This window comes from Gottfriedia acidiceleris (assembly GCF_023115465.1).
GTDB lineage: Bacteria > Bacillota > Bacilli > Bacillales > Bacillaceae_G > Gottfriedia > Gottfriedia acidiceleris_B.
The window spans coordinates 1,356,755-1,383,538 of the sequence record NZ_CP096034.1 but is presented as its reverse complement, the minus strand read 5'-3'; the positions used below and the strand labels follow the sequence as shown (position 1 = coordinate 1,383,538).

The following is a 26,784-nucleotide window of genomic DNA, read 5'->3' as shown; positions in this document are numbered from 1 at the left end:
AGAGGTTTGAGATTTTATAAATTCGATTTTAAAATTAATATTGTCTTTATATATTGAACACTTTTTTTCAATATATAAAAATGTTCCGGAACTATTCTAATAGAATGGCTGAGGTAAGTCGGTAATAGTAGTCTAGAGTAAAAAGAAAAAAGTAGCTCTTTTAAGCTACTTGTTTGATCAACCAAATAAATTTTCTCTTTTATTAATTTCGCAATATGATTGTTATTATCCTCGTTTGACATATTATTAAACATATTAATGATTTAATTAAAAAGATTTGATTATTAATAGGAAAAGTTTCTGGGATATCAAAAGAAAAATATTTGCCGAGATTATCCCGACATTGAAATATATTATGTCTTTAATTTTTAATCCCAATAGAATAGAAAATAATAATGAAAAAATAATAGGTGTAATATATTTATAATCTTGTAAGGTAAAGAATAATTGATTATTAAATAGTAATAAAACATATGTTATTAAAAATAATATTTCATTAACTAAGAAAATAGTGATTAAAACCTTTTCTTGATTTTTTTTATAATCTAATTTATATGATGTAAATCTGTCTAAAATAAAGTTGAACAAAATATTAATAAAAAGAATTAATATTAGTATGACAAAAAATATAGCAAATATAGCTATTATTATATTTGATTGTGACCATTTAATATTATAAAAATCCTTAATTTCTATAAATAATAGAAAAATGATCCCGAATAATTGAGAAAAGTTCATCACAAACATTGGTTTTGAATTCAAAATAATAACCTCTCAATGTTAGATATACTACTTAATACATTTTCCCTTGCTTAATCAAAGAGAGTGCAGTGGAGTTAGTCTTTGCGGGTGTATGCTATATTTGATCCATACTATAGTTTACTTACAAAATCAGTTGTAAATTTTCTTTGATGTAGAATGACGTCATAGCCTGGCCTAAAATGGTAAATTATGATACTCAATAGTCTTTTCTATTTGTTCTTCTGTAATTTCCATTAAGCCATACCATGTTGGTGGCGGAATTAAAACTCTTTGTTCTTTTCTAACTGAATAATGGATCGATGGTCTCAACACTGTAACAGCATAAGGTGATTTTTGAAAATCTACTTTAATTGGGACTTCATCTTCTTTTTGTTCATTTGGAGCTATAACAATTGGTTCAACATTGAATACTTGTTCACCATTCAATTCCGCGTCAAATTTGTTTACAACTATTTTATTGCTACTGATATTTTGTAAACTATACAAGTAATTATTTATTTCTCCTCTAATAATGGGATAACTATTTCCTTCTACTAGAGGATTATCAGTAGTCCCTTGAACAACATTTATCCCTAAAGCTCCAACATCGTATTTTTTCAATCCACTTTTAGTTAGTATGTTTAATTCCCTTATTTCTGTTTTACCTTCAGAATTACCGACAATATTAAGCCCTAAAGTTTTCACATGATACTTTCCAATCTTGGCATTTCCATTTACTCGAAAACTTTCAATACTAATTGCATCCTCACTATTTAGATAGATCGAATCAATTTTATGAAACAAGTCTTTCTTATCACTTGAATAAATGTAAGTAAAATTTAGTGGTGTAACTTCTCCTACTCTAAGACTATACGAACCATTAATCGGAAAAAATGTGTTTGATATGGTCTCACTTATAGCTTCATTAGTTAGGTATGATTTACTTTTCTTATTGAACATTAATTGACCTGTCAATACAACTAGTAAAAAGATTGATACAGAGATTAATAAAAAAATAAATAATTTTTTTCTGATATTCATATTTTTTTACTGATATTGAACAAATATATATTTATCTACCGGTATACTATATTTACCACTATTTGAATACTTTATATATGATGTACCCGAGTTACTATACCAATATTCATCAGTTACATTTTCTTTATAATTTTGTTCTTTATATTTAATTTTCAAGCCCAATTTTGAATTCTTTTTTGGGTTGGCTGATATTACTGTACCGATCATGTCTGATGTTGAAGTTGTTTTTCCATAAGAAAATTGCAGTTTTAAATTTTTTATTCCTTCTGATGTAATATTCCCAGTTATAGTCGAGCCACGGGTAACTGTTTGAGAAACAGTGTATTCTTTAGCTGGTGCCAAAGCAGATGTTAAATATTTATCAAATTTAATAGGATTGGTAACACTTCCTACACCAGTTATATTACTGGTTCTTTTCACAAAACCTCCGGAAGCAGATGCAACTCCACTTCCATTTATTAAAATCGTACTTATTATTACCGCAGAAGTTAAAAATGAAGTAATCTTTTTCATATCATATCTCCTAATTTTTTTTTAGTAAACGTTTACGGAATTAGCTTAACACCTTAAAAGGTAAATTTTACTAAAATACAGTGTCATTTTTGTGAACAATTTCACATTTTTATCTACGGCTGCGTTTACTCATATAGAAACCACATGAAAATTTAACAACTATGATTCTAAAACATGTATTATTCCTATATTTTTATTTAATCTTCCCAAAGGTATTTTTAAAAGTAAAATTTTGTAACGTTTTACTAAAACATTCACAAAAATTCCACTAAATTCATTCCCAAGATTACTATAATTAAAAACATTATATATTACATAAAGAGGTGATTGATTTGATGGATAAGGTTTTCTAATCAATTCAAAATAAAGTAATGAAAATTTTATATTTTTGATAGATTAAACTAAAAAAGGAGTATTGGAAGATATGGATGAGAATGTTTTTCTAAACGATGAGAAAGCTTTTCCTTTATATAGAATTCTATCTATTTCATCTGGGATGCAGTCTTTATTTATTATGTTAAATGCACGTTTTATGATAGAAAATATCGTGAATGTAGTTGTATCATGTTTATTTTTATTAAGTTACTTAATTATTTTTATAATAATGCCTCGAACTAAACGAAATTATCAATATATTATTTTAAGTTTTTTATTATTTGTAGGTGTATCAATATTTGTTAATAAGTAAAATAGCGGAGGTCAGCATTGAAATTAGATTATATGTCCAATTAATAGGAAGAAATGTGTTTAGTTGTATCTATCCTAAAACGTGATATAACATGAAAAGCCCCAGCGATTTCGGGGCAATTTTTAATCAAAAAAAGTTGTAATGCTTTCTATTCAGGCCGTTTAATCTGGATCTTTGTCTTTAAATATTCAGTATGAGATTTATCTTTCTGATCAATCCAATTTACTTTTATAGAAATCTCATTTAATTTCGCTATTGCGTCTTCGAATGTCTCTTTAGGGAATAAGTTAAAACTTCTACCTGCAGAAATACCTCCTGGAGATTTAATAGACGGAGAGATTGTGTACTCCCTAGAAACTGCTTTATCTGAAAAAGATTTTTTCATTAAAATGTTCGTAATCAACAAATCGGGAGTGTACAAAACTTCATAAGCATTAATTGGTAATTGACCTGAGACGATGACATTTTTCATGTATGTTTTTGCTTTTGAAACTCTAATATCGATCTCTATTCTTCCCTCAGCAGACTGATAAGTTTCAGCCCCAACATGGAAGTTTTTACTATTTAATAAGAACTCAGATGGCTTCTTCTTCAAAATATCTGCCGATTCAACTTTCATTGAATCGTCACCATTTTCTCTGGTTGGAGAAGTTTGTTCTGTAGTGGTTGATGTAGAAGCAGGTTTCGATTCTAGAGCTTCTATTTTTTCACAAGCTGTGAAAATCGACATAGTTAAAATTGTAGTAATTAGTATAATTAGTTTTTTCATTTTATGAGAACGGAATATGGCCCCCTTTTCCTCTCCTTCTTTTTTAGTTTTTGTCCTTTATAAAGAACTCCATTATAAATTAAAAGTGAAATTTAGCCTGCAAATTCAGGTGTTATATAATAGTTATATCCTTTATACCAGTTTGTCCAAGCTCGATCAGAAATAGCTTTATTATTTTTGTAGTAAGTTGAATAAGCAATTTTAAACGCAGAGTATCCTCTAGATGGCACATAATCAACTTGTACAGTTCTAGTTTCATTGTACTTTTTAGAACGATAAGCATTTAAAGCATGTTTAAATGTTTCTTCTTGTTCTGCTGTATAGTAAGTTCCCCAGCTCTTACTAGTTTTGTAGACTTGGCCATTTTTTTCTGTGTAACGGTATGATTTAAATGTTTGTACAGACGCCCCAGAAGTTTTATCAACTGAATCTAGCGCAAGTGATAATCCATCTAGAATAAAACCGCCAACAGTACCAACTAGTTTTCCTCCGATATACATACTCACGTTCCATATTGAATTCGCAGTAGCTCCATTCTTTTTCTCAACAAAATAAAGACTTCCGCTAACAGGATATTGGTAAGTAGTAACCCTTGTTGTTCCCGGTTCAACCGCTATAGCTTTTGGTGTAACAACTGCATTTGTAGTAATTGTTGTAGCTGTAGTTGCTGAAGATGCTTTTAATTTCGCCTTTGATTCTTGTACATGAGAAGTGTCATAATACACGACCGACTGTACTGGTTTTTCCAGTTTGTACCCCTCTTTTTTAATGTAATTCAATTGTGCATTTTCTTTTTTAGCCGAATCCATTTTATACTGAACTGGACTTGCTGCAAATGTCGGTGTTGCTCCACATAAAATCCCTGCTGTCAGAACAGCTACTCCTAACTTCTTAAATCCTATGTATTTTTTCATGTTACCTCCCCTTTCTCTGTGTCCTTACTAAATCAGTTAGAAATTTTTTTAAATAAAGTAATCTTTTTCAAATCGTACCTGCTAATTTTTTAGTAAACGTTTACGAAATTAGCTTAACATTTTAAAAGGTAAATTTTACTAAAACCCATTGTCATTTTTGTGAACGAATTCACATTTCTATCTACAGCTGCAACTACTCCTATTGAAAAAACATGAAAATTTAACACCTATGATTCTAATAACAGCATTATTCCTATATTTTTATTTAATTTTCACAAAGGTACTTTTAAAAGTAAAAATATGTAACGTTTTACTAAAAACATTCACAAAAATTCCACTAAATTTATTCGCAAGATTACTATAATTAAAAACATTATATATTACATAAAGAGGTGATCAATTTGATAGATAAGGTTTTCTAATCAATTCAAAATATAATAAAGAGGTCACTTAAATGAAAATTATTTTTATTTTTGCAATCCCTTCACTTATTGTATTTTTTATTTTATCATTAACACTCTTTTTACTTCATTTTGATGAAAATATGTCGTTATTTATTACTCTATCTATATATTTAGGGGTAATAATTGGATTTTTACACAAAATTTATAAAAATATAAAAAAGTTATTCCTTGTAATTTATAAATAGTTTGGCGTGGTTGCCCTAAATTGAGTAAATTGGTAAGTGCCTCAATGGGGGTAACGTATGCCAATTCAATTAAAAATACTTCTAGTTTGGTAAAGGAGACTATGTATAGACAGCTTAATAGGAACAAGAAAAAGAAAAGTCTTTTATTAAAATTAAGTATAATCCTAGTAATTCTATTATCAGGTACATTATGTTATGGATTCTATCAATATAAAAAAGGAATTCAGTTAGTTCAACATAACACTAATAAAAAAACTATAAAATTCAACTCTACTAAACTACCTAATAAAACTAACATCCTATTGTTGGGAGAAGATGCTCGTAAAAAAGGTGAAAGCTCTCGAACGGATTCAATTATGATCTTACAATACAATAAAAAACACGAAACAAAGTTAGTTTCAATTATGAGGGATAGTTATGTTTCAATTCGGGGGTATGGAAAACATAAGATTAACGCAGCCTATTCTTTCGGAGGGGTTGAGCTTCTACGACAAACAATTGAACAAAATTTTGGAATTGAAATTGAATATTATGCAATAATTGATTTCAAAGGCTTTGAGAAAGTTATTGATGAGATTGCTCCAAAAGGAATAACAATTAATGTAGAGAAACCGATGGTAAGTCATATCGAAGTTAGTCTTCAACCTGGGGTTCAACATTTAAATGGCAAAGAGCTCTTAGGTTATGCAAGATTTAGGCATGATGCTAAAGGTGATTTTGATCGAGTTGTTAGACAACAAAAAGTGCTGGAAGCTATTAAATCCCAAGTACTTACTTTTAAAGGAATTGAAAGTTTGCCTAAAACGTTAGGGGTGATTCAGCCTTATATTCAAACCAACATGTCTACAATGGACTTATTAAAAATAAGTTCAGATTACATCGTTAAGGGTAAAGACAAGGATGTAGAGACATTAAGAATTCCTGTAAACAACGCTTTCACTCCAAAAAGATTTGAAAAAGCCGGTGAAGTATTGGAAATTGATATAGAAAAAAATAAAGAGGTTTTGGAGCTGTTTTTAAATTACTAAAAGGACGCAAAATGCGTCCTTTCTTTAAAAACTGTTATCTTACTTTCTCCAATTTAGTATAACTCAAATTCTTCCCAAAAAATCTCATAAGCTCCCCCAACCAATTCCTGGAACACAGGATGCCCATGATACATAAAATCATTATGCTTACCATCAATTAAATACAACTCTTTAGGCTCCGCTGCTGTCTCAAAAAACTGAACCGACTCATCAACAGGGTATAAAAGATTATCCTTACCATGCCCATAATGGACACTCAATATCTTTCGTTACTATTTCCGCATTCAAGCCAATAATCGAATCTATAAACTACTGAGTGATAATTTCCAATATCTGCCCCCCTTCTTGTTTTTCTATTATTTTAAAAAAGCAATTTCCGTGCCAACTTTAAAATGTTGATTTTTAGGTAAAAATTCAAGTAGTTAGTGTAGGCTAGAAAAATAAAAAAAGATAGTCCAATTAGACAACCTTAATCTCAACTAAACTATTAATAATCTCCTACTTACTACTATTTAATAGTGGCGATCGATAAGTTTTTCCAATAAAATTAAAATATTGTTAGAAAGTATAACTTACAACCAGATATCGGAGGAGTATTGTGTCAAATTCTAAATCACAACTGAAACACATCGTCGAAGGATTAAAACATACAGATCCAACAATTCGTCATGATGCAATTTTTGAATTAAACAAACTATCAGAAGTAGATGACCTACAATTTAATTTATTAACTTTAGAATGGTTAGCGAAAGAAGCCGCTTATCCATATCCAACATCATTTAAAGTATGGGATGATCCTAGTTACCATCTAATCAAATTCATCTCTGATTTTGAAATACCTGAATTAACAGAGGGATTAATAAAATATTACCCTGAATATAGTAAGGCTGCTAAAGAAGAAGTATTTCGATACATAACCTCTTTTGACGGAGAAGAGCATGAACTAGCAATCTTGGAATTAATCGAACGAGATATTCAAAACAAACAAGTTGTCTTACCATTAGATGTGCTATACGAGAATCCTGGTATCATTATTAAACTATTAGAAAAACATACTGAATTATTTGAAGTGGAAGAATATAAAACTACTTTTTATCGATTGTTGTCATACTGTTTAGATAAAAATTATCTGGACCGTTTCAAAACAAAGTACATCGCACCATTGTTATTAGTGGATTATCAAAAGCAAGTAGAGGAATTTCTGCCTTATCAAAATGATTATGATATTAAGTTTGTGTATGGCTCATGGAAAGAAACCTATTTACAAATCCGTTCAATTATGTCAATCTATCTTTCTTTAATGGAGTATTACTTTAATGATGAGATGACACCTTTTATAAAAGAAGCAATGACATTTACTGACCCGTTTATTCGAACTAACGCAATTATTGCCGCTCTACAACGAGACATTGACGTACCTGAAGAACTACTGTTGGACTGTGCAACAAATATAGAGTCAACGGAATATTTTTATTGGGAAATACTCAGAATTCGTAAAGAGCACTTATTCCCTATTAAAGAGAAAAAACAAGAATATTTCGCTAAAAGTCACTTGTTTCTTTATATCGTACAAGAACATGATTTTGTACCTGAAACAATCGAGTTAATCAAAAAACTTGATATTGAAAATTCATATAACCAACCGATCCGTTATTATTTAGCATCCGTTTCACATGATGATCAAGTCATTCCAGCATGGGTAGGTGCTTACGCTCTTGAGGAAGAAGATGACTCTGTCCATATGTGGGAAGGTACTTATTTAGAAGATGGACAGTTCAATGAAAAATCAGTTGAAGAACATGTGCAAGTATTTATGGACAAAAGAGTAAATGAAAAAGAAGAAGATGCTTCTATTTTATACTACGAAAGTAAGCCTAAATTAAGTAAATGATTCTACACTTGGTACCTCTTACTAGCTGTACGAGGATATCGAGCTTTTACCACAATGGACCCAGTATACATCACTTTAACAACTTTATTTGCCGTTTTAATCGTTTCATATCAAATATATAAAACTAAACTATTAAAAAACAAAATCGAAATCGTCGGCAATGTTGTCAAATATACCGAAAAAGATGCTCACTCTCAGATTAGACTAGAAGACATAAAAAAAATAACAATTCAAAAGTCTAACATGCAAACAAGACTGCTTGACCGACGTTCCAAAGTTGTTGCAATTTACAACAAACAAAACAAAGTTGCACTAGAATTCCCATTAGAATGTGTATCTTACGATGAATTCGCATTTGTTGTAGAAGACCTGACGGATCATTTAAAAGAACAACCACATATTCAGCAACAATGATTAGATAAAAAGCCTGTACCACGATTACCAAGTAATCGATGATACAGGCTCTTTATTTTATAACTTAGTATATTTGTGATATTGTTCTGTCTAGTACCCATTTACCATCCTTATAGACATAATAAAAATCTTCCGCTCGTTTATCATTTTTATTAGTTGGCATGATATCGATTTCAAGTACCCTATCTTTCTCAAAGACACTTACTTCAACATCAGCCCAGCCTTTCATTCTACTAATCTGAAAAACGCTATCAACTTTTCCCTTTGTTTTCATTCTTTCTTTGAATAAAGTTAATGATCGCTTTGTTAATTCTGTTTTTGTTTCATTTTGTAAAATAAACCATATTTTCGATTGGCTTATAAATACTAACCGAAACTATTAAAAAAATCCATAGCAACCAGATTGTTTTAAGAGCAGCTTGAAAAGAATACCTGACTGTTTTTTTAAAGTATTTTCCTATCAATAAAAAATAAAGAAAATACGTTGAAACAATTACTAAAATTGAAAGTGCAAAATCAAATATTGAAATAAATAACCATCGACCAACAAATGATTTAGTTTGAGGTATACCAACGAAAATAGCGATTACTACAGTTAATAAAAATATTTGGCTCTTGTGTTTTTCTACTATCACATTTCTGGACTTATTCATTGCCAAAAATAAAACAGGGAAGTCTCTATTGAGACTCCCCTAAAATCACTAATTTAAAACCCAACTCTCATCGTATTAGGATGTGAACCTGCTCGACTATTGGTTAATATATTCCCTCTCAGATAAACAGTTAAGAACATCATATCATGTTCTCTTTTTTTACTGTCCTCCTGTAGGGGATAATATCATTAGTCGATTACTTTTGCTTAACTTAATCGAAACTCCATTTTTCTATTTTTTGTTGCCATTCCAATTGACTCATAAAAATGGAATGCATTTTGATTACTCTCCGAAACTCCCAATTCAATGCTATCAACGTTCAATTCTTTCGCGAAATCAATCACAGATTGCATGAGTTTTCTTCCAATCCCTTTTTTCCTACTCACGTCATCAACACATAAACTATTCACAAGTAAAATCTTCCTTGCATTTATAAAAGAGTTTTCGGGTAACTCTTCTTCCTTCAAAACTGCCACGCCTACTATTTCAGTACTAAAAGTAGCCACAAGGATATGTTGTTTATCATCTTTTAGTTGGTTATTGAATTCCTCTTCTCCAACTGGAGTTGAGTTTTCTTTGTATAGGTCTGGTCTTTCAGAAACGTGTAAATCGTGAACTTGTCTAAATAATGGTAATAATGATTCGTAGTCTTTTTGATTGGCATTTCGGATTGAAATTTCCATGCGTTTTCACCTCTTTGGTTGTTTTAACTTTGTAGTAATTTATTAACTTGCGATCTTTTAAAGATAGATCAGTTGAATATACTCCAAACTATTTCTATATGTTCATCACAGTAAAATCCGTCTAAAGTTTAACGATCTTTTCTATAGTCTATTATGATTTTTATTTAATCTTCAGGATTTTCTTTAAGAATCCAAGGAATATTAACTTCAAAACTTATTTGCAAGACTGGATCTAGAAAACCTTCGGGCAAAAAATCTAATTCCTCTGAGAAAACAAATATAAAATTCTCAATCCCAATTGTATTCATTTTATTAAAGTTTGAATTAGAACATAATTCGCCTTCTAACACTCTTCCAACAAAATAATAATTACCTAAGTATAAATGTCTCGATTTTATCTCAATAGGGAATTGGGAAAGATGCGCTGGTTTTACTGGATTAATTCCTAATTTCTTAAAAAGATCGATTACAGTTGGCTTAAAAAACTTTGTTGCATCAAGGTAATTTTTACAATATAAGCAGTTGCAGACTTCTATATCTTTATTATAAAATTCTCGTGTTCTATCCATATCAACTTCAATTAACCATTTCCCTATTCTAATCTTTTGCAGCATAATTAATCTCCATCCTGTCATACAGCCTTACTATTATAAATTATCATTTGTATACTTTAAGCCCTCTTGCTCCAACATTGCAATGATAGCCTTTTACTTCTAAATAAGATGGAACATTTATTTGCCATTTTCTTTGTAAGTAATTAGGGTCAACAATTGGAATCATTTCTTTTTCGAATCTACCACTATGATAGAACCTCTATAGAAATCATCTAATCCTGCTTTAGTATAAAAAATGGATACTATTATACACTCCATATTTGGTAGAAAGAAGAAACACTTTACTCGATATTCCCTTTCTTTTAGTGTTTTTAGTTTCTTCGATTTATAATTCTTCAATATACTGCTTAAATTTTATCCTAATTGCTAAGTAATCAGCAAAGTTAAGATTGAATCGTTAACTCCTGTATAGAACTGCCAGAATTTGCCCTAAACTAACAATACTCAATCATAAATTTAAATCAGATAATGGGGTATTATGTTGGAAAGAATTTTTCAATTTCATTCAAAACTGGGACCATTTCGCCTTTTTTCAAAAGTACATCTTTTAACAATCGGAATCATATTGATTCTCGGTGTTCTTCTATTTGTCTTTAGAAAGCAGATTCAGGACTCGGGGAAAAAAAGGCTTTTTCGTTTCTCTTTAGCAATTCTCTTATTGGCCTCTGAGATTTTTTATCATATATGGCTTGTGTATGAGAATGCTTGGTCGCTTAAAACGGGTTTGCCACTTGAACTTAGTGATATTACTGTCATTCTGGCAATTGTAATGCTTCTGACTAATAGCTATAGACTGTTTCAATTCATGTATTTTGCTGGTTTGGCCAGCTCTATTCAAGCCATCATAACACCTGATCTTGGCCATTATTCGTTTCCGCACTTTCGATATTTTGAGTTTTTTATTTCTCATGGAGGAGTAGTGCTTGCCTGTTTGATAATGGTAATAGCTAGCAAATATCGCCCGACCATAACATCCTTGTGGGTGACCGTTCTCATTGTTAACCTTTATGCAGCTTGCGTATTTTTCATTAATAAGTCGTTGAAAACTAATTTCATGTATCTCATGAAAAAGCCCAAAAATACTTCTCTATTAGATTATCTAGGGCCTTGGCCATGGTATCTTCTATCAGCAGAATTGGTGATGATTTTAAGCTTTTACATTTTGTATAGTCCATTTTGGTTAAAAAGGAAAAAAGAAAGAAGGTAATCAAAGTTCTTTACATTTATCTTAAAATTAAGAGTAAAAAAGTTTTTTGCATAAAGAAAGCCAATCCATAGTCCAGGAATTGGCTTTCTTTATGCTTAATATCTCACTTACTTTAATAAATTTTCATAACATATGATTGCTGCAATTAAAGAAAAAATATTAAGTATTGGACTTCTCAGCCGATTTAAGTTACGATTTTAAAATATTATATGTAAGGCCAATTACACCAGAATTAAATGTTTTGTTTTCGACAAGTGAGAGGTTGCGTTTATATTCTGAGGCCTTAAATAAAGGTAGACCACTTCCTATAATAACTGGAGAAATCGTAATTTTAATTACATCAATTAAATCAAGTTCCATAAGAGCATGTGCAAACCTTGGACTACCTAAAATAATAATATCTTTACCTGGCTGTTTTTTTATGTTTTTAATTTCTTCTTCAATATTTTCTTTTACTAATTTTGTATTATTCCATTCAGCTTTTTCAAGTGTCGTAGAAAATACCACTTTTGATGTCTCTTCTATCCATTTAGCATGTTCAATTTCATATTCTGATGCTTCAGGGCTAGAAGGTACTGATGTCCAATAATTTTCCATCATTTGATATGTTCCTCTTCCCCATAACACGGTGTCTACTGTACTTAAAACTTCTCTAGCATGCTTTTCTAATTCTTCATTATAAGATACCCATCCAATATCCATTTCACCTTTTGGTCCTTCTACAAAGCCATCTAAAGAAGAATGTAAAAATAAAATCAAATTTCTCATAAAATCCTCCTATGTACTAATTTATAGTTGTTTTCTTATATTTATCTAAACAAGGAATTACTAACTGTTTATATTGTTAGAAGTTATTTTTCTTCTTAAATCCTTTTCTTCAATTCTTTACTTGGAAAAAAACTAATCTCTGATTTTTAATATCAAATCTTTGATAATTTCCCCATTTCTAAATTAATCAATACTGTCAATTAAATAGTAAAAAATACCGACAAATGTTCACTTACGCACCCGATAGTTTATTAATATTTAATTGATTTTCTCGGCCAACTCTAAAATAATTCCTTCTGGGCCACGAACGTAGCATAACTTATAACTATCTTCATATTGCTGTATTTCACTAAAGATTTCAGTGCCTTTCTTTTTCAGTTTTGCAATAATACCTTCAATATCTTCAACTGCAAAACAAATATGTCGGATACCCAGCGTATTCGCAAAAGGTTGTTGAATATCTCTTTCATCTGACGGCGTATAAAATTTAACTAGCTCGATCCATGCCCGACCATCTGGCATCCCCAATCCTACACATGCCGTTTTAACACCATTTAGCCCAACTATTCTGTCCAACTGTTCTCCTTCCAATTCCCATTCCGCTTTCACTTCAAGTCCAAGATCAAGAAAAAACGCTTTAGCCTCTGAAAGATCATTTACGTTTATACTCACATGATCTATTCTATTGATTTTCATATCTCATACCTCCTTTGTTCCTGTTATGTTCAATACATGAATTAGTGTAAGGTTTGTTTGGAATTACAATTCGCTTAAAACAGAAAATATCCTTCTTCACCTAACCTGTCGTTTAACTCAATAAAAGAACCGACTTTTCAGCCGATCGTGTTATTTAACTAAGCATGCTTTAGTTGGATACGTTAAAGAGAATTAAGTTTGTTTTTTGCTTGCCAATTTTGAATAAGTGCTTCGTGCATTTCTTTTGGTTTTTCAATCTCAATCCAATTTATGCTACCACTATATCTCCAAAAAATATTTTTAAAAGGAAGTTTATGTCGTAGTCTAACTTGTTCTTCTTTAAAAATGAAAACTCGAATAAAAGTTGATTTTGTAAACCATTCATTCTCATTTTTATGCATTTCAATATTCTCAATTTCGTTCCAAAAAATTTTGTTACCTTTAAAATCAACTACCACACCTTCATCATCCCAATATACTCCCTTTCCTCTTTTTCTTGAAAGGAATATAGAGAATGAAGACCAAAATAGTAAAAAAGTAAATGCTACCAACCCTATCCAATAGAACAAATTTGAAACAGTAAAACGACTTAAACTAACTGTGAACATAATTGTTAAAAATAGTGAAATTAAGGCAATTACTAAGAAAAAAAACATCAATTGGATTTTAGCCTTATAAACTTTCATTCTAGTTGTTTTTCAACTCCTGTTAGAATTACTTTTTTATCTTAATAGACTTAATAAGTTAATTATATAGTTCATATCAAATTTTGTAATTGGCGTAATTTTGTTTTTTCATAAAAATTCAAACTTTCCTTGTTGCACTAACCTTCCATTTACTTGTTCAACTATTGCATGAGTTAGTTAAATAAGAATCATAAATTATAGATAACAAAAAAATGTAAATATTCACCAATTTATTATTTATTTCAATTTGCAAACGGGTGATTGGTCGTTTTTTTCATTTCCGTTTTTAGGCAAGATAACTAGGATTTATTTTGCATTAATGTAACAATAATTACCATTCGAAAAAAACGAAAAGTGAAGTCTACTATAATAGTGCATATGATAAGATCTTAAATGAAAATAACTATTATACATAAGTGATTTAGAAGGTATATAAATTATTTTTTCATTACATAAGTAGAAAGGTTTGATAATAAAATGAAAAAAACGTTAGTAGCATTGGTAACAGGAGGAATCTTGTTAGGTAGTTCAATTACAGCAAATGCTGAATACAAAGAAATTGTAGTAGTGAAGACTACGAATGTTTGTAAAAATGTAAAGACTACAAAAGTAGTCAAAACGACAAAGAAAGTAAAGGTCAAAAAAGGGAAGAAATATGTATGGGTTAATGTCACAACAAGTAAGAAAATTCCAATTACTAAAAAAATATGTCAAGATGTTAAATACAACGAAACACAATCGATAAGCATGCAGTCAGTTTTAGATAAAGAAATTGAACCAATATTTCAAGACAGATGGTATAATGTCGATTTCCTAGAGAATGGGAATGGCTTGATAGAAAGAGTAATCATACATACAGAACTTAATCAATTTACTGACGAAGACATGGATAAAGTAATTCAAATTGTAAAAAAAGAATTAAAAGTAAATGATAGTCAGATTACTAGAGGTTGGTATGAAGACAGTTATGGTCAAAAGAATACAAATTGGTTGGACTTAACAAGATAATAAACGGATGATAGGTCAACGTTATGTGTCCTCCCCAAAATGAAAATGCCAATCGAATGATCAGCATTTCAGACAAAATTTGTTCCAGTTAGTTAGACTGTACTGACTGACAAACTAAACCTTACTGGTATGGAAATAAATACAAATCATGTTTCAGTTAATCTTACCTGAATCCTATTTTACCCATTTAACTGATAACAATAAAAAAAGAAGGAGGATCAAACTTTTATTTAAATTCAAGTGAATTTTTCAATGATACTATATAATAAGGTAACATTATTAAATGTCACACATTATATAGTAAAAAAAGAAGGATAGGAAAGCAGGAATGTTATCTGCTATTTCAATCCTTTTTGTACTACATATGACCTCATTTACTACAACACATTTTTAGACTTTCTTCAACAAACGCATGCGTTTGTTGAAGAAGAGTTATAGTATTATTTTTCATTCGCTAAATATTAAATAATTCCATTACTCCAATGAATAGAAACATAATTCCGCTCAACATCCAAGAATCAAAATCATTTGTTTCTTTCTTTTTTAAAATTTTATGTACAAGACTATTTAATAATAATAAAGTTGCTAATGAAAGATAGAATATTCCTTTGTATATATGACTAAACTGCCATTATGTTGAATAAAAAAATCGACTAAACAGCTGAACTTGTTGTTCAACTAAAACATGCGATAGTTAAATATGAAAAGTCTCCATGATGGGGGCTCAATCTTAACTAAGAATCCTAAATATTCGAAAACTTTTATCAAAAGCTTTGTTAGTCACAAATATGGGTACTGTCTGATCTATATAATTTATGCTTTTAACACATCTAGGTATACTACACTTTGATCTACATCCTCATAAACTATAGTATTCTTAACTCGTTCTTCATGTATAGAAGATAGCAGTTCCTTCATTTGAACTTTATCTCGATAAATAAGCCACCAGTCCATGCACGCTTCCATATATCCTACGGTTTGGTGATTAGGAAGGAAATTAGCAATCAACATTCGTCCACCAGGACTGAGTTTTTCAAATAAAATTCTAGTAAGGCTAATAGCAACGGGATCTTTTAAATAGTCATATAGACCAGCTGAATAAATTAAATCAAAATCTGAAAAGTCAAACTTTCCTAGCAAAATATCCTTCACGGATGCATGTATTGGTTCTACTCCATAGGATGTGAATTTACTTTTAACACATTGAAGTGATTCAATATCCTGATCGAGCGCGATAAATCTTCCAATCCTTCCTTCCAAAACAGTTTTTGAGTTCTCTGCCTCACGAAGATGACCGCATGCAACTGATAAAATCCGTGGTTTATTAATTTTGGATGCTACCTCATCAATGGTTTTTGCAATAAGTTGTTTTCTTGATCGTACTGCTTTACAAGCAGAAAATTGTAAAACATGAGAGTGTAAATTTCTTCCAAATTCCGTTAAGCTCTCATCGGTTGATAAACCCAACTGACTTTCAGTAGCATAAACGAGATCCATCATTATCGCATCTCCAGCATATCCTCTAGGTTTTTGGAACGCTCTCCGTGTTAGCGGATCTTGAAAGAGAATTCTACTGATAGAATGTTGAGGATAGCAATTGGAAATCATTTGCTTCCAGGAATCGAACGATGCTTTTCCGCGCATTTCGTTTAAACTCTTGCCAAGCAAATCTAACGCTTCACCAATTTTTTCTTTCACTAATAATTCAGATTCCACATGGTCCAATAATTCAGTCATTTCACTTTTGATAATTTCCATTTAAAGCCTCCTCTTAATTGACTTTATTTTCATTGATTTCATTCAGGTACAAAATAAATAATTGGGTAAATACTAATATTTAAAATATATTCTGAATTAAATGTATATTCCTGTTTGTTCTTAAAAATGAACAGAACAGTATTTTGTGTTTTAAAGTTCTAGAATGATTGGCTCATATATGCTTTTCATAGTAAATTTTGGCTCGGAGGCAAACTCGGTCCCTATTGAGCTAACGCATGCGTGTGCGGCCGAACCTAGGTCGTATCATATAGCGGGTGGGATTCGTCGAGAAAGAACTAGCCATTCACTCGTAGCGAGTCTTGAAGGATTAAAGGTAACTTTAATCTTTAAGCGTAGACAACTAGGTTGCGGGCTGAAAGCCAAATGTTTGAAGGGATTGAGCTTCGAAATGTTAGTAAATCGAGAGGGCTGATGCCTTACGCATAGCAGAAAGCAACATTTTACCTTTCGTTAAGGCAAGAAGGGTAAAGCCTCTCCCTCCTAAATAAAATCTTTCTATTATATATTAATTACTTTAGAAAATTATACTTTCATAACGTGTATTTGTAACTTGGGGGAATTTCCACTTTTTTACCTAAATTTAACTATTCTTATGTAACTAAACTGCCATTTTGTTCAATAAAAAAATCGACTAAACAGCCGATCATTTTACTAATAAAATCAATTTTCCATCTTAAAATATTTTGAGATTTCGAAAAATACACTTAAACCAATAATGAAAAATAATAATCCAAACCAGAAGGTAAAGTTTGTAATATTCCATAAATATGAAGGTGTTAAATTTTTAATAGCAGTCATATCAATACCGTTACCATTACCATTAAAAGATAAGGAAATAAGTATCTTTTCGAACCCACCTAATACCATCATAATAACTCCCATAAATACAAATATTATCCCAAAATTTTTCATTTAGTTAATCCCCTATTTTATAAAATGTTTAATGAAAGTTTCTATATTCTTATTAAACTATCCTGCCTTTATTTAATAAAGAATCAAAAATCTTTTATAATAGACCATCAAAAAAACACTCGTTCAAGGTTCATTTATATTAATTTTTAATGTTCACAAACGAACCAATTAAAGAACCTAATCCTCCAAACAGTAGTGTTGATGAGCCTTTTAAAAATGAACGTTCGAAAAATGCGATATTTAATATTCCATTATAAAGAAAAATAAATAAGAAGCAGATGACAATAAAATACCATTTTGAAGTAAAACCACGACTCAATCCATGATCTCTCATCTTCTTTTTAAATAAATGTTGTGTGTAGTATAAGAAAACAAAAAACAGAACTAATAAAATCAACGAGATGGCAATCGAAAAATCCATTTTTATAAATACATAAAAAATCATAAAAACAATTCCGATAATTAATGATTCAATCCTTTCATACCGATTCATAAAAACTCCCTCTTATTCATTAAATGTTAATAAGTAAATTATCTATTTTGTGTTCCTAATCGTCAATTGGGTTATTTTTAGGGTACTAAGGTAATCTATTTTGTATAAAAGGAAATCACTTTTAAAGGACAAAATTACCATTATCTTGAATTAGTCCCTCTTTTAATGTATGATTTTTAAACACAAAAAAAAAGCTGATAATCAGCTTCTTAACTTTTCATTGAACTAAAGCATTGCGTTAGTTGCCTAAGAAAAGCTACACTTGTTACTTATAATTTTTTAAACTTATGTCATTCTTTAGTTTATTCAGAAACGCTCTAACAGCAAATAAAATACAGGCTAATTTACTTTATATAATTAATTTAAATCATTCATGAAAAAAAGATATTTGTATCGAACCCATTATTTCTTTATACTTTAACTCTTTTCCAAGATTTTCTGGAAACCTTTCTTTAATTTCAATACTTTCTTTTAACAAGTTAATCCCATTGCTACTCATTAAATTTAATAGTTTACTTACACCTATTAATTCAATTTCGAAATTGATAACTATAATTGCATCAGAATACATGGTGTGGTTTGTAACATATCCCGAACAATTATTAATACAACTAACCACATAATCAATAATAAGGTATCGATTCTCTCTTGTAGTTGCTCTAATTCTTAAGTAATCTGGTATCATTTTACCACCTCAATACACTAATAAATTAATCAATTGCCTATGTACAATTCTATAATATACCTTTCAACTAACTTTTTTTGATTAAATTACATTCAATAAAAAAGCTTACAAATCAGCAATTATATTATTTAACTAAAGCATTGCGTTAGTTCTATAAGCTTTATTTATATGAAGGAATCCACTTTCCGAAACTACGTTCGTAATAATAACTTTTTGTATAGTAATAACTGGGTTTTCCAGCAGGTTTCTCTTTATTAACAACTTCGATCATGTACAAACTTTTTTGAGTTAGTTCCATATCTCCTTCATTCATATCACTTTTCATTCCACTAACTAATTCTTTTAACCCTATGTATTTTTCCTTCCAAATTTGTTTCATGTTTGTACGCTATTAATGATTTTTTCTCTAATGCATGTGTTGTTTCTTCTGAGAAATAAAATCGCTTTTCAAACGATTTGTAGTAATGATTCATTCCAAAAATAAAAACTGCTAAACAAATTAATGTCATTAAAACAGACACAAAAGTTGACATAAAATAGAACTTTATGATTTCTGAACCAAATAAAAATATAAAAAATACCGTAAGCTAAGTAATAACATTGGCATACCAAAAGAAAAAACCGAGAAAAAAATGACAGAAAATGTAAATTCAATCGCTTTTACCACATCGAACAGAATCAAGAGCACCGTAACTAAAAAAGGTAAAGTGTACAGAATAAGTATCTTCGGTGTTAATTTCAAAATGTGTTATCTCCACCTTTTATATTAATGCGATCAGTATTAAAAACGAATACTGGTTATGTCAACTCAATTAATGCACAATAAATTATTATAAAACTAACGCACTTCGTTAGTTGAACAACAATATAATTATTTAATTAAACTACCTATTAAAGTTTCCATTAACTCGTTAACATCGTTAACAATATATGTAGGGTTAGAATTATCTAATTCCTCAACTGAACCGTATCCATAAGTTACTCCTATGGAGTCTATGCCAATATTATTCGCACCAATAATATCGTGTTTTCTATCACCGATCATAATAAAATTATCAAAGCTGTACTCATTGTACTTTTCCATTATGTATTGGATAATTTCAGTTTTTGAAGCTCTAGTTCCATCAAGATTACTCCCAACAACAATATCAAAATACTCATCAATATTAAAATAATTTAGTATTTTTTCAGCGAATACAGTCGGTTTAGAAGTTGCCACTACTAAAATAAATTGTAGTTTTTTTAATGATTTTAAAAGAGATGCGATATTAGGATATAATTCGTTCTCAAACATTCCCTTCTCCTTAAATCTCTCTCTATAAAACTCGACTGCTTTTTGAATATTCGTTTCATCAAAATTGTAATGCTCAGCGAACGATACTTGCAATGGAGGTCCAATGAAACATTCGAGTTTATCAACATCTGGCTCAATAATTTCCATTTTCTGTAATGCATATTGAACCGATTTAGTAATACCTACTTTTGGATCTGAAAGTGTGCCATCTAAATCAAATAAAATAATTTTATATTTCTTCATATAAAACTCTCCTTCCCAATATTAACCTTATTAATTTTATCATAAGAATTTTGGGAAAAATCTAATTTCTTATACAACTAAACTGCCATTTACTTCAATAAAAAAACAACTCGTGATGTGCAACTAAAGCACTGCGTTCGTATTATAAGGTCAACCAGTTAATATTGCTGGTTGACCATTTTTTATATGGTCTTATGATTAAAGTAGTCGCAGTAGAACGAAGCACTCGTGGGATTTAGCCCCCGTCAACTAAACAGTTCACCCCCTACTTATAGAAACATGCTTTGGGCTGGTTGGGACAAAGATCCCGAATAACAAGCGAACTTATGACACTATAAGGGAGTATTAGGGGAACCGATAAATCGTTATTAATCCATTAGTCTCTTACCGAGCTAAAAGCTCGAGTTTAAGAAAGGTAAAGACTGATGTCATCAAAGAAGAGTTAGAGCCATATAAAAAACGTGGTGCACAGTTACTAAACCTGCGAAATTTAACCAGACAACACGGTCAACTAACAGGTATTAGTTCACAGGCAAAACTACATTTTTTAGCGATTCTAGATCAAGTGTTTCTTGAATATCGAAGTGTTTTTGGCGGATATCGCTTGAAATACATATCAAAATGGTTCTTCAATACAAAGAACATCTATCCAATTTAAAAGCAGAGATAGATGTCCTCGTAAAAGAAATTGAAGAATATACTATCATCCAATCAATTCCTGGTATCGAAAAAAAAATCGCGACAACGATTATTTCTTACATTAGTGAAATTGATTGGTTTGATAATCCTAAAAAACTTGTGGCTTTCACTGGAGTTGATCCGAGTGTCTTTGAATCCGGTAAATTCAGAGCCAGTAGAAACCGAATTACAAAACGCGGTTCTAGATAATTGAGACATGCTTTATTCATGGCAGTTCGGTGTGCAATTCGTGATAATCGTAAGAATAAGATAACAGACGAAATTATGCCCCGAAATAAACGAATGCGACAATTTTATGATAAAAAGAAAATCGCGAAGAAGGAAAACCATTTAGAGTAACAGTTATTGCTTGTGTAAACAAACTATTACATTGGATTTATGCCCTGTTAAAAAGCAAAACAACCATCCAAGATCTAGCTTAAAATCTGAACAAACCTCTATTATTGACAAACTATTAGCTGGTTTAGTTACATAACTCCCTTGAACAATTTTACACTTAGTTTCCTACTTACAAAATTCATCTATATACTCTAAAAAATCTTTAATAAAATCTGAAGCTAAATTAGACAAACCTTTTGCTTCAGAATAAATAAGCCAATAATCAATCTCGAAAAATTGATTATTTTCTTTAACTGGAATCATTTTTACATCTCCATTAATTACTAAATCATTATTTACAAAGAAAATTTTTGGTGCAATAAAAATTGCATCACTTTCTTTTGCTATTTCTATAATTGATCTTGATCTATTTGAATTTAAGAACACTTGATTTGGAGATAAGTTAAACAATTTGCATAATAAATTTAAATGTGAGCGTCTATAAGTTAAAAGTTTTACACCCTTTAGATCATTTGGAGTTATGTATTCCAATGAATACAGTGGTGAACTTCTTCCAGCTCCAAGGCAAAAATGACTCTTACAAATTTGTATATTAGATATATTCTTTAACTTTTTTAATCTTTTTAAAGGATCTGGAGTAATTGCAAAGTCATATTCTTCTTTTATAATAACTTCTACAATATCTTCGCTATCTACCTCTGCTAATTCAAAAGTAATATCATTATGCGCTAATTTATATTTCAAGACTGTGTCCTGAAGGTGATAATTTAATCCAACAGTTGTAGCAATTTTTAAATGCTTTTCATTCTTATTTTTGTTAATCTCATTATTCATTTTATTTATTAATTTTATGATAGAAGTTGCTGTTGAAACAACTATTTTACCATCAATAGTAGGAGTAATACTTCTTTTTGTTCGATTAAAAATTTTAATTCCTAGTTCATTTTCTAGCTGAGAAATAGATTGACTTAATCCTGAAGTAGATATGTCGAGCTTTTCTGAAGCTTTTGTAATCGACTTTTCATTTGCGACAGTGACAATATGCTCCATTTGTTCAAAATTCATATTTAAAAACCTCATTTTTTTTAAAAATAAAAAAAGCTCATTATTACTCAATTTTTAAAATTGAGTTAATCTCACCCTTACTTAAGTACATTCTTCTATTCACTATTTTGAGTAGTTTTTATGTTTATTTTCTCAAAAATTGTCCTTTTTTATGTGTAAAAAAGGATTAAAAACTTTTCTTCCTCAACTAATCTGTCAATTAAAAAAGAGTATGAATTTGACCTACTCCTTTATTGTTTTTTTGTATTTTTTATTAAATAATCCACAATTAATAATCTAAGTAAGTATCAATCTATAAAAATAAATTGTCCAATTCTCCTGTTTTTCATTTTCCTTTCATTATTATGTGTGAATATACAAATGTACTTCAATAACAATGAAAGGAATTTAATTATGGAGACAAAACAAAAGACAATAAATAATCTGCTTAACAAAGTACCGGAAGTTACAATCTATTTTTGGATTATTAAAGTGTTATGTACAACTGTTGGTGAAACATTTGCTGATTTCTTGAATTTTAACGTTGGTTTGGGTTTAGGACTTACAACGGTCCTTATGGGTGTTGCATTTTTTATCTCTTTATTTTTTCAATTCAAGGCAAAGAAATATGTTCCAAGTATTTATTGGATCACTGTTGTTCTAATAAGTGTATTCGGAACATTGGTAACTGATAATTTGACTGACGCTATGGGCGTACCTCTTGAAACCAGTACGATCGTTTTCTCAGCGCTTCTAGCATTAACGTTTCTTTTTTGGTTTCTTAGTGAAAAAACACTTTCTATTCATTCAATTTTCACAAGAAAAAGAGAACTATTCTATTGGTTAGCGATTCTTTTCACTTTTGCATTAGGTACTGCTGTTGGGGATTTATATTCTGAACAACTTGGATTAGGGTATTTTAAAACGGGTGTAACAGTTATTGTGATTATACTTTGTGTATTTTTAGCGTGGAAGTTATTAAAACTAGATGGAATGTTAGGGTTCTGGATTGCGTACATTCTTACACGTCCACTTGGGGCATCACTAGGAGATTATTTATCACAACCAAAAGTGAATGGTGGTTTAGGTTTAGGAACAACAAGTACAAGTATCATTTTTCTAGTCGCAATTTTAGCAATCATTGTTTTCCTTGCTGTTACGAAAATAGATATTTCATTATATATTGAAAGAATAGATGAAAATAGAAGTAAGAATAATATAATGACACAAACTATTTTAGCACTGTGTATTTTCTTAGCAGTTGGTATTGGCGGTTATATTAAATTATCATCAAATGTAGCATCGACTGAAACAACATTATCTGGTCAATTAACAGAATTTGCAACAATAGAAAATAAAATGTTGTCAGATGTGAACTCAAAGAACTTTAATTTAGCTAAAAAAGATGCTGACAGTTTGGAACATCAATGGGATACTTCAGAGGCTAAACTTAGAAAGATAGATAGTACTTCATGGACTAAAATTGATGGTACGATTGACGTTGTATTAGCAGCAGCTCGTACTTCAACTCCAGATGCGAATAAATGTAAATCGGCAATTAATCATTCTCTTGCTGTAATAAACGCTGCAAATAAATAAAATACATTTAACATTATTAAAGAAAAAGCATTTCTTAGTATGAGAAATGCTTTTTCTCATGCTGTTGAAAAACTACCTTGTCAATTAATTATCAAATTTTCGTAAAAGGAGTAGAGTGATGTTGATTTCCACTACAGGGTGCTCGCTTTCCATGGGGCGAGATTCTTTAGCCTCCTCGGCAAGCCTGTGGGGTCTCAGCCTTCCCGCTAATCCCATAGGAGTCGATCACCCCTCCGTTCCAATCAACTTATTCAATCAAAAAAAGTCTGTTATAAATACTAGTCAAATATCCTTTACTTAGAGTAATCTAACTGTTGTATTTAATCAGCTTATAGATCAATTAATATCGAAAAATTATTAAACTAAACAATCGAATTTGTTTTCCTAAAAATAGCCCATAATATTTTTAACTTCTAAAAAAATCATTACTACTGTTATTGATTAATGAAATTGTTCAAACACTTTTACATTTAAAACCATTAAAAAATCATTCAAAAAATGCTAATTTTATCATTATTAAATATTCATTTAAAGTCCGTTTTCCCTATTGACGACTTTATATTTCAACACTCTGAGAAAAAGCATTTCTTAGTATGAGAAATGCTTTTTCTTTTTGTTAAAATTAAAACCGATTCAATCATAATACAATAAAAAACAACATAATTTTATTGTAAAACGATAAATTATATGTTAAATTCATATTGTCATTAAATAAGTGAGGTACTTAATATGAATGTTAAAAGAGGTTCAACCACTTTCTTGAAGCTAATAATTTTTCTCGTTGGAATTGCAGTACTTGCTTTATGTATATTTTTGGTACCAAATATCGGGAATTTCGCATCAAAATTGTATCCAAATATTGCCGCAATGAAATATCTCGTTTTCATCGTGATGTATGGTGCGGCTGTGCCTTTTTATTTTGCTCTCTATCAGGCTTTCAATCTTTTACGGTATATTGATGACAACACAGCGTTCTCGGAATTATCTGTAAAGGCATTAAAGAATATAAAGTACTGTGCGATTACAATCAGTAGTATATATGTATTAGGTATGCCCCTCTTTCATTTTATAGCGAAGAAAGTTGACCCTCCAATTGGAATTTTGGGACTGATTATCATATTTACTTCGTTAGTTATCGCCGTTTTTGCTGCTATCCTCCAACAGCTTCTACAAGAAGCGATTAACATAAAATCAGAAAATGATTTAACGGTATGAGGTGGATGGTATGGCAATAATTATTAATATTGATGTGATGTTAGCAAAACGAAAAATGAGCGTAACGGAGCTTTCAGAAAGAGTTGGAATTACGATGGCGAATCTTTCCATTCTGAAAAACGGTAAAGCAAAAGCGGTTCGTTTTTCAACATTAGAAGCAATCTGTAAGACATTGGATTGTCAGCCAGGTGATATTTTGGAGTACAAAATCGACGAAGATACTCAATAAAAACAGACAACATAATTCAAGGGATAGCTTAATTGCTATCCCTTCTTTACTACGTTTATTAAAGAGATTTACGGATATTAGTGGCAAAAAAATAACCGCTCATCATTGAGTGGCTATTTCTTTAACGATTTCGATAAATTTTTTACCTATATTAGAAAGCTTTTTGTTTTTTGGATAGATTACCCATAAATCCTTTACAACGTATTCATTATTTTCTTTGTAAGGAATAGATCTTAAGTTTCCACTTAGTATGTACGGATGAAATTTAGCCCCCGACTCATGAGAATACACAAACACATTATGTTCTCTAACTGCCTCTGTAAGAATATTCATACTATTGGTAGTTACTCTAATTTTATTTTTATTTTCTTTAATTAACTTAGAATAATAATAATCAGAATAGATTGAATAGCACGCTGTATCCATTTCTAATACATCAGCTTTTGTTACATAGTCAAGATGATAGAGTGGGGAGTTTTTTCCTACAATAACGTGAACACGATCAGTCCGAATTAATTCATAATTAATATTTTTTTCACCCTTTAGTATCTCTAAATCTTGTGGGAAAAAGCAAAAATCATATTCAGTGTGTTTAATTGTTTCCATTATTAGTGGTGGATCTTTTTCCTCAATTTCAATCGTTACATTCGGATGTTCATCTTTAATTCTGTTCAAAGCTCGTAGGAGTACAGCTGCAAAAGTAGGAGAAGCTACTATTTTCAAATGAATCTTTTTATTATTTTTATAATCAGACAGCTCTTCATTTAACTTACTGATAATTTCTAAGACTTCACTAGCTCTTTTTATTAAAATCTTTCCTTCTTCTGTTGGGAATGTTCCTTTCCTTGAACGGGTAAAAATACTTATTCCCATTTCATGCTCTAATTGGGAGATCGATTGACTTAGTCCTGAACTTGTAATATGCAATTTTTCTGCAGCTTTAATGATTGATTTCTCGCTTGCAACTTTCACGATGTATTCCATTTGTTCGAAATTCATAAATTCCCCTCGAATAAGAGTATACACACTTATATTTTCTTTCAATTGAATTTGTATTCATTCTAGCATGGAATAGTAGTACAATTCAAAAAACGAATCACCTGTGTGCACCTAAAGTAGGCGGAATTTAGACTACAAAAATGTTTGAACAATCCTGCCATTTACTTCATTTACTTTAGAATGAAAAAATTCCTTTTTTTATTTTTACATTAGGAGTTTTAAATCAAAACTTTACTCAATTCAATACATACTTCTTTATTTCTTTTGAAATTGGCTTTGAGAGAAGTCTAA

Annotated in this window: 28 protein-coding genes and 1 pseudogene; 10 read left to right on the top strand and 19 right to left on the bottom strand. The window is 30.2% G+C overall.

Annotated features, from left to right (window positions below; genetic code table 11):
* Positions 1–936: 936 nt before the first annotated feature.
* Both MY490_RS06490 and MY490_RS06485 read right to left on the bottom strand, forming a co-directional pair.
* A complete protein-coding gene (locus MY490_RS06490; protein WP_248268497.1) occupies positions 937–1,782 on the bottom strand; it encodes a hypothetical protein in 846 nt (281 codons plus the stop codon).
* A gap of 6 nt (positions 1,783–1,788) precedes the next feature.
* Positions 1,789–2,295: a hypothetical protein gene (locus MY490_RS06485; protein ID WP_248268496.1), complete on the bottom strand. Its 507-nt coding sequence runs from the start codon at positions 2,293–2,295 to the stop codon at positions 1,789–1,791.
* Positions 2,296–2,719: 424 nt separating this feature from the next.
* On the opposite strand from MY490_RS06485, the gene MY490_RS06480 reads away from it, so the two are divergent.
* Complete coding sequence (locus MY490_RS06480) at positions 2,720–2,983, top strand: hypothetical protein (RefSeq protein ID WP_248268495.1); 264 nt, start codon at positions 2,720–2,722, stop codon at positions 2,981–2,983.
* Between the two features lie 148 nt (positions 2,984–3,131).
* Here MY490_RS06480 and MY490_RS06475 read toward each other — a convergent pair whose 3' ends face one another.
* Positions 3,132–3,752: a hypothetical protein gene (locus MY490_RS06475; RefSeq protein ID WP_248268494.1), complete on the bottom strand. Its 621-nt coding sequence runs from the start codon at positions 3,750–3,752 to the stop codon at positions 3,132–3,134.
* A gap of 92 nt (positions 3,753–3,844) precedes the next feature.
* Entirely contained in the window at positions 3,845–4,666 is an 822-nt protein-coding gene (locus tag MY490_RS06470; protein ID WP_248268493.1) for a hypothetical protein, read from the bottom strand.
* A gap of 669 nt (positions 4,667–5,335) precedes the next feature.
* Here MY490_RS06470 and MY490_RS06465 point away from each other — a divergent pair.
* On the top strand, positions 5,336–6,343 hold the full coding sequence (locus MY490_RS06465; RefSeq protein ID WP_248268492.1) for an LCP family protein: 1,008 nt from the start codon (positions 5,336–5,338) through the stop codon (positions 6,341–6,343).
* Between the two features lie 53 nt (positions 6,344–6,396).
* On the opposite strand, the gene MY490_RS06460 is transcribed toward MY490_RS06465, so the two are convergent.
* A complete protein-coding gene (locus tag MY490_RS06460; protein ID WP_248268491.1) occupies positions 6,397–6,603 on the bottom strand; it encodes a hypothetical protein in 207 nt (68 codons plus the stop codon).
* 338 nt (positions 6,604–6,941) lie between these two features.
* Between MY490_RS06460 and MY490_RS06455 the strand changes: the two genes are divergently transcribed.
* The gene (locus tag MY490_RS06455; protein WP_248268490.1) at positions 6,942–8,234 is read left to right on the top strand and encodes a hypothetical protein; all 1,293 of its coding nucleotides are present in this window, start codon (positions 6,942–6,944) and stop codon (positions 8,232–8,234) included.
* A 54-nt stretch (positions 8,235–8,288) separates the two neighbouring features.
* Positions 8,289–8,648 carry a hypothetical protein gene (locus MY490_RS06450; RefSeq protein ID WP_248268489.1) on the top strand — a complete coding sequence of 120 codons (360 nt, stop codon included), beginning with the start codon at positions 8,289–8,291 and terminating at the stop codon, positions 8,646–8,648.
* 64 nt (positions 8,649–8,712) lie between these two features.
* Here the strand turns inward: MY490_RS06450 and MY490_RS06445 are convergent, their stop codons facing one another.
* The 3 genes from MY490_RS06445 to MY490_RS06435 form a co-directional block, all read right to left on the bottom strand.
* Positions 8,713–8,877, bottom strand: coding sequence for a hypothetical protein (locus tag MY490_RS06445; protein WP_248268488.1), 165 nt, complete (start codon positions 8,875–8,877; stop codon positions 8,713–8,715).
* A gap of 630 nt (positions 8,878–9,507) precedes the next feature.
* Positions 9,508–9,984: a GNAT family N-acetyltransferase gene (locus MY490_RS06440; RefSeq protein WP_248268487.1), complete on the bottom strand. Its 477-nt coding sequence runs from the start codon at positions 9,982–9,984 to the stop codon at positions 9,508–9,510.
* Between the two features lie 164 nt (positions 9,985–10,148).
* Entirely contained in the window at positions 10,149–10,598 is a 450-nt protein-coding gene (locus MY490_RS06435; RefSeq protein WP_248268486.1) for a hypothetical protein, read from the bottom strand.
* A gap of 481 nt (positions 10,599–11,079) precedes the next feature.
* On the opposite strand from MY490_RS06435, the gene MY490_RS06430 reads away from it, so the two are divergent.
* Entirely contained in the window at positions 11,080–11,805 is a 726-nt protein-coding gene (locus MY490_RS06430) for a YwaF family protein (RefSeq protein ID WP_248268485.1), read from the top strand.
* Between the two features lie 189 nt (positions 11,806–11,994).
* Here MY490_RS06430 and MY490_RS06425 read toward each other — a convergent pair whose 3' ends face one another.
* The 3 genes from MY490_RS06425 to MY490_RS06415 all read right to left on the bottom strand — a co-directional run bounded on the left by MY490_RS06425 (position 11,995) and on the right by MY490_RS06415 (position 13,955).
* Positions 11,995–12,573: a dihydrofolate reductase family protein gene (locus MY490_RS06425; protein ID WP_248268484.1), complete on the bottom strand. Its 579-nt coding sequence runs from the start codon at positions 12,571–12,573 to the stop codon at positions 11,995–11,997.
* Between the two features lie 258 nt (positions 12,574–12,831).
* Positions 12,832–13,269: a VOC family protein gene (locus MY490_RS06420; protein ID WP_248268483.1), complete on the bottom strand. Its 438-nt coding sequence runs from the start codon at positions 13,267–13,269 to the stop codon at positions 12,832–12,834.
* Positions 13,270–13,451: 182 nt separating this feature from the next.
* Positions 13,452–13,955 carry a hypothetical protein gene (locus MY490_RS06415; protein WP_248268482.1) on the bottom strand — a complete coding sequence of 168 codons (504 nt, stop codon included), beginning with the start codon at positions 13,953–13,955 and terminating at the stop codon, positions 13,452–13,454.
* Positions 13,956–14,432: 477 nt separating this feature from the next.
* Here MY490_RS06415 and MY490_RS06410 point away from each other — a divergent pair, with 477 nt between their 5' ends.
* Positions 14,433–14,963: a hypothetical protein gene (locus tag MY490_RS06410; RefSeq protein WP_248268481.1), complete on the top strand. Its 531-nt coding sequence runs from the start codon at positions 14,433–14,435 to the stop codon at positions 14,961–14,963.
* A gap of 813 nt (positions 14,964–15,776) precedes the next feature.
* Here MY490_RS06410 and MY490_RS06405 read toward each other — a convergent pair.
* From MY490_RS06405 to MY490_RS06380, 6 genes are all read right to left on the bottom strand, one after another.
* The gene (locus tag MY490_RS06405) at positions 15,777–16,721 is read right to left on the bottom strand and encodes a class I SAM-dependent methyltransferase (RefSeq protein WP_248268480.1); all 945 of its coding nucleotides are present in this window, start codon (positions 16,719–16,721) and stop codon (positions 15,777–15,779) included.
* 681 nt (positions 16,722–17,402) lie between these two features.
* Positions 17,403–17,654 carry a hypothetical protein gene (locus MY490_RS06400; protein ID WP_248268479.1) on the bottom strand — a complete coding sequence of 84 codons (252 nt, stop codon included), beginning with the start codon at positions 17,652–17,654 and terminating at the stop codon, positions 17,403–17,405.
* Between the two features lie 139 nt (positions 17,655–17,793).
* A complete protein-coding gene (locus tag MY490_RS06395; protein WP_248268478.1) occupies positions 17,794–18,147 on the bottom strand; it encodes a 5-bromo-4-chloroindolyl phosphate hydrolysis family protein in 354 nt (117 codons plus the stop codon).
* A gap of 367 nt (positions 18,148–18,514) precedes the next feature.
* Positions 18,515–18,832, bottom strand: coding sequence for a hypothetical protein (locus tag MY490_RS06390; protein WP_248268477.1), 318 nt, complete (start codon positions 18,830–18,832; stop codon positions 18,515–18,517).
* A 160-nt stretch (positions 18,833–18,992) separates the two neighbouring features.
* Positions 18,993–19,211 (bottom strand): hypothetical protein, encoded by a 219-nt coding sequence (locus MY490_RS06385; RefSeq protein WP_248268476.1) that lies wholly within the window; start codon positions 19,209–19,211, stop codon positions 18,993–18,995.
* 492 nt (positions 19,212–19,703) lie between these two features.
* Positions 19,704–20,369 carry an HAD family hydrolase gene (locus MY490_RS06380; RefSeq protein ID WP_248268475.1) on the bottom strand — a complete coding sequence of 222 codons (666 nt, stop codon included), beginning with the start codon at positions 20,367–20,369 and terminating at the stop codon, positions 19,704–19,706.
* Positions 20,370–20,730: 361 nt separating this feature from the next.
* Here MY490_RS06380 and MY490_RS06375 point away from each other — a divergent pair.
* Positions 20,731–21,490 (top strand): annotated as a pseudogene (locus MY490_RS06375) (transposase); the annotation flags it as partial.
* A gap of 82 nt (positions 21,491–21,572) precedes the next feature.
* Here MY490_RS06375 and MY490_RS06370 read toward each other — a convergent pair.
* Positions 21,573–22,472 carry a LysR family transcriptional regulator gene (locus tag MY490_RS06370; RefSeq protein WP_248268474.1) on the bottom strand — a complete coding sequence of 300 codons (900 nt, stop codon included), beginning with the start codon at positions 22,470–22,472 and terminating at the stop codon, positions 21,573–21,575.
* A 393-nt stretch (positions 22,473–22,865) separates the two neighbouring features.
* Here MY490_RS06370 and MY490_RS06365 point away from each other — a divergent pair, with 393 nt between their 5' ends.
* The 3 genes from MY490_RS06365 (at position 22,866) to MY490_RS06355 (ending at position 25,494) form a co-directional block, all read left to right on the top strand.
* On the top strand, positions 22,866–24,050 hold the full coding sequence (locus tag MY490_RS06365; RefSeq protein WP_248268473.1) for a COG4705 family protein: 1,185 nt from the start codon (positions 22,866–22,868) through the stop codon (positions 24,048–24,050).
* Positions 24,051–24,779: 729 nt separating this feature from the next.
* A complete protein-coding gene (locus MY490_RS06360) occupies positions 24,780–25,265 on the top strand; it encodes a DUF2975 domain-containing protein (protein WP_248268472.1) in 486 nt (161 codons plus the stop codon).
* Positions 25,266–25,275: 10 nt separating this feature from the next.
* The gene (locus tag MY490_RS06355; RefSeq protein ID WP_088011347.1) at positions 25,276–25,494 is read left to right on the top strand and encodes a helix-turn-helix domain-containing protein; all 219 of its coding nucleotides are present in this window, start codon (positions 25,276–25,278) and stop codon (positions 25,492–25,494) included.
* A gap of 102 nt (positions 25,495–25,596) precedes the next feature.
* Here MY490_RS06355 and MY490_RS06350 read toward each other — a convergent pair whose 3' ends face one another.
* Complete coding sequence (locus MY490_RS06350; RefSeq protein ID WP_248268471.1) at positions 25,597–26,493, bottom strand: LysR family transcriptional regulator; 897 nt, start codon at positions 26,491–26,493, stop codon at positions 25,597–25,599.
* Between the last annotated feature and the right edge of the window lie 291 nt (positions 26,494–26,784).

What these genes read in the sequence shown, in the direction of transcription:
- MY490_RS06490 (WP_248268497.1), bottom strand. Translation starts at nt 1,782, where the DNA reads ATGAATATCAGAAAAAAATTATTTATTTTTTTATTAATCTCTGTATCA.
- MY490_RS06485 (WP_248268496.1), bottom strand. Translation starts at nt 2,295, where the DNA reads ATGAAAAAGATTACTTCATTTTTAACTTCTGCGGTAATAATAAGTACG.
- MY490_RS06480 (WP_248268495.1), top strand. Translation starts at nt 2,720, where the DNA reads ATGGATGAGAATGTTTTTCTAAACGATGAGAAAGCTTTTCCTTTATAT.
- MY490_RS06475 (WP_248268494.1), bottom strand. Translation starts at nt 3,752, where the DNA reads ATGAAAAAACTAATTATACTAATTACTACAATTTTAACTATGTCGATT.
- MY490_RS06470 (WP_248268493.1), bottom strand. Translation starts at nt 4,666, where the DNA reads ATGAAAAAATACATAGGATTTAAGAAGTTAGGAGTAGCTGTTCTGACA.
- MY490_RS06450 (WP_248268489.1), top strand. Translation starts at nt 8,289, where the DNA reads ATGGACCCAGTATACATCACTTTAACAACTTTATTTGCCGTTTTAATC.
- MY490_RS06445 (WP_248268488.1), bottom strand. Translation starts at nt 8,877, where the DNA reads ATGAAAGGCTGGGCTGATGTTGAAGTAAGTGTCTTTGAGAAAGATAGG.
- MY490_RS06440 (WP_248268487.1), bottom strand. Translation starts at nt 9,984, where the DNA reads ATGGAAATTTCAATCCGAAATGCCAATCAAAAAGACTACGAATCATTA.
- MY490_RS06435 (WP_248268486.1), bottom strand. Translation starts at nt 10,598, where the DNA reads ATGCTGCAAAAGATTAGAATAGGGAAATGGTTAATTGAAGTTGATATG.
- MY490_RS06425 (WP_248268484.1), bottom strand. Translation starts at nt 12,573, where the DNA reads ATGAGAAATTTGATTTTATTTTTACATTCTTCTTTAGATGGCTTTGTA.
- MY490_RS06420 (WP_248268483.1), bottom strand. Translation starts at nt 13,269, where the DNA reads ATGAAAATCAATAGAATAGATCATGTGAGTATAAACGTAAATGATCTT.
- MY490_RS06415 (WP_248268482.1), bottom strand. Translation starts at nt 13,955, where the DNA reads ATGAAAGTTTATAAGGCTAAAATCCAATTGATGTTTTTTTTCTTAGTA.
- MY490_RS06410 (WP_248268481.1), top strand. Translation starts at nt 14,433, where the DNA reads ATGAAAAAAACGTTAGTAGCATTGGTAACAGGAGGAATCTTGTTAGGT.
- MY490_RS06405 (WP_248268480.1), bottom strand. Translation starts at nt 16,721, where the DNA reads ATGGAAATTATCAAAAGTGAAATGACTGAATTATTGGACCATGTGGAA.
- MY490_RS06400 (WP_248268479.1), bottom strand. Translation starts at nt 17,654, where the DNA reads ATGAAAAATTTTGGGATAATATTTGTATTTATGGGAGTTATTATGATG.
- MY490_RS06395 (WP_248268478.1), bottom strand. Translation starts at nt 18,147, where the DNA reads ATGAATCGGTATGAAAGGATTGAATCATTAATTATCGGAATTGTTTTT.
- MY490_RS06390 (WP_248268477.1), bottom strand. Translation starts at nt 18,832, where the DNA reads ATGATACCAGATTACTTAAGAATTAGAGCAACTACAAGAGAGAATCGA.
- MY490_RS06385 (WP_248268476.1), bottom strand. Translation starts at nt 19,211, where the DNA reads ATGAAACAAATTTGGAAGGAAAAATACATAGGGTTAAAAGAATTAGTT.
- MY490_RS06380 (WP_248268475.1), bottom strand. Translation starts at nt 20,369, where the DNA reads ATGAAGAAATATAAAATTATTTTATTTGATTTAGATGGCACACTTTCA.
- MY490_RS06370 (WP_248268474.1), bottom strand. Translation starts at nt 22,472, where the DNA reads ATGAATTTTGAACAAATGGAGCATATTGTCACTGTCGCAAATGAAAAG.
- MY490_RS06365 (WP_248268473.1), top strand. Translation starts at nt 22,866, where the DNA reads ATGGAGACAAAACAAAAGACAATAAATAATCTGCTTAACAAAGTACCG.
- MY490_RS06360 (WP_248268472.1), top strand. Translation starts at nt 24,780, where the DNA reads ATGAATGTTAAAAGAGGTTCAACCACTTTCTTGAAGCTAATAATTTTT.
- MY490_RS06355 (WP_088011347.1), top strand. Translation starts at nt 25,276, where the DNA reads ATGGCAATAATTATTAATATTGATGTGATGTTAGCAAAACGAAAAATG.
- MY490_RS06350 (WP_248268471.1), bottom strand. Translation starts at nt 26,493, where the DNA reads ATGAATTTCGAACAAATGGAATACATCGTGAAAGTTGCAAGCGAGAAA.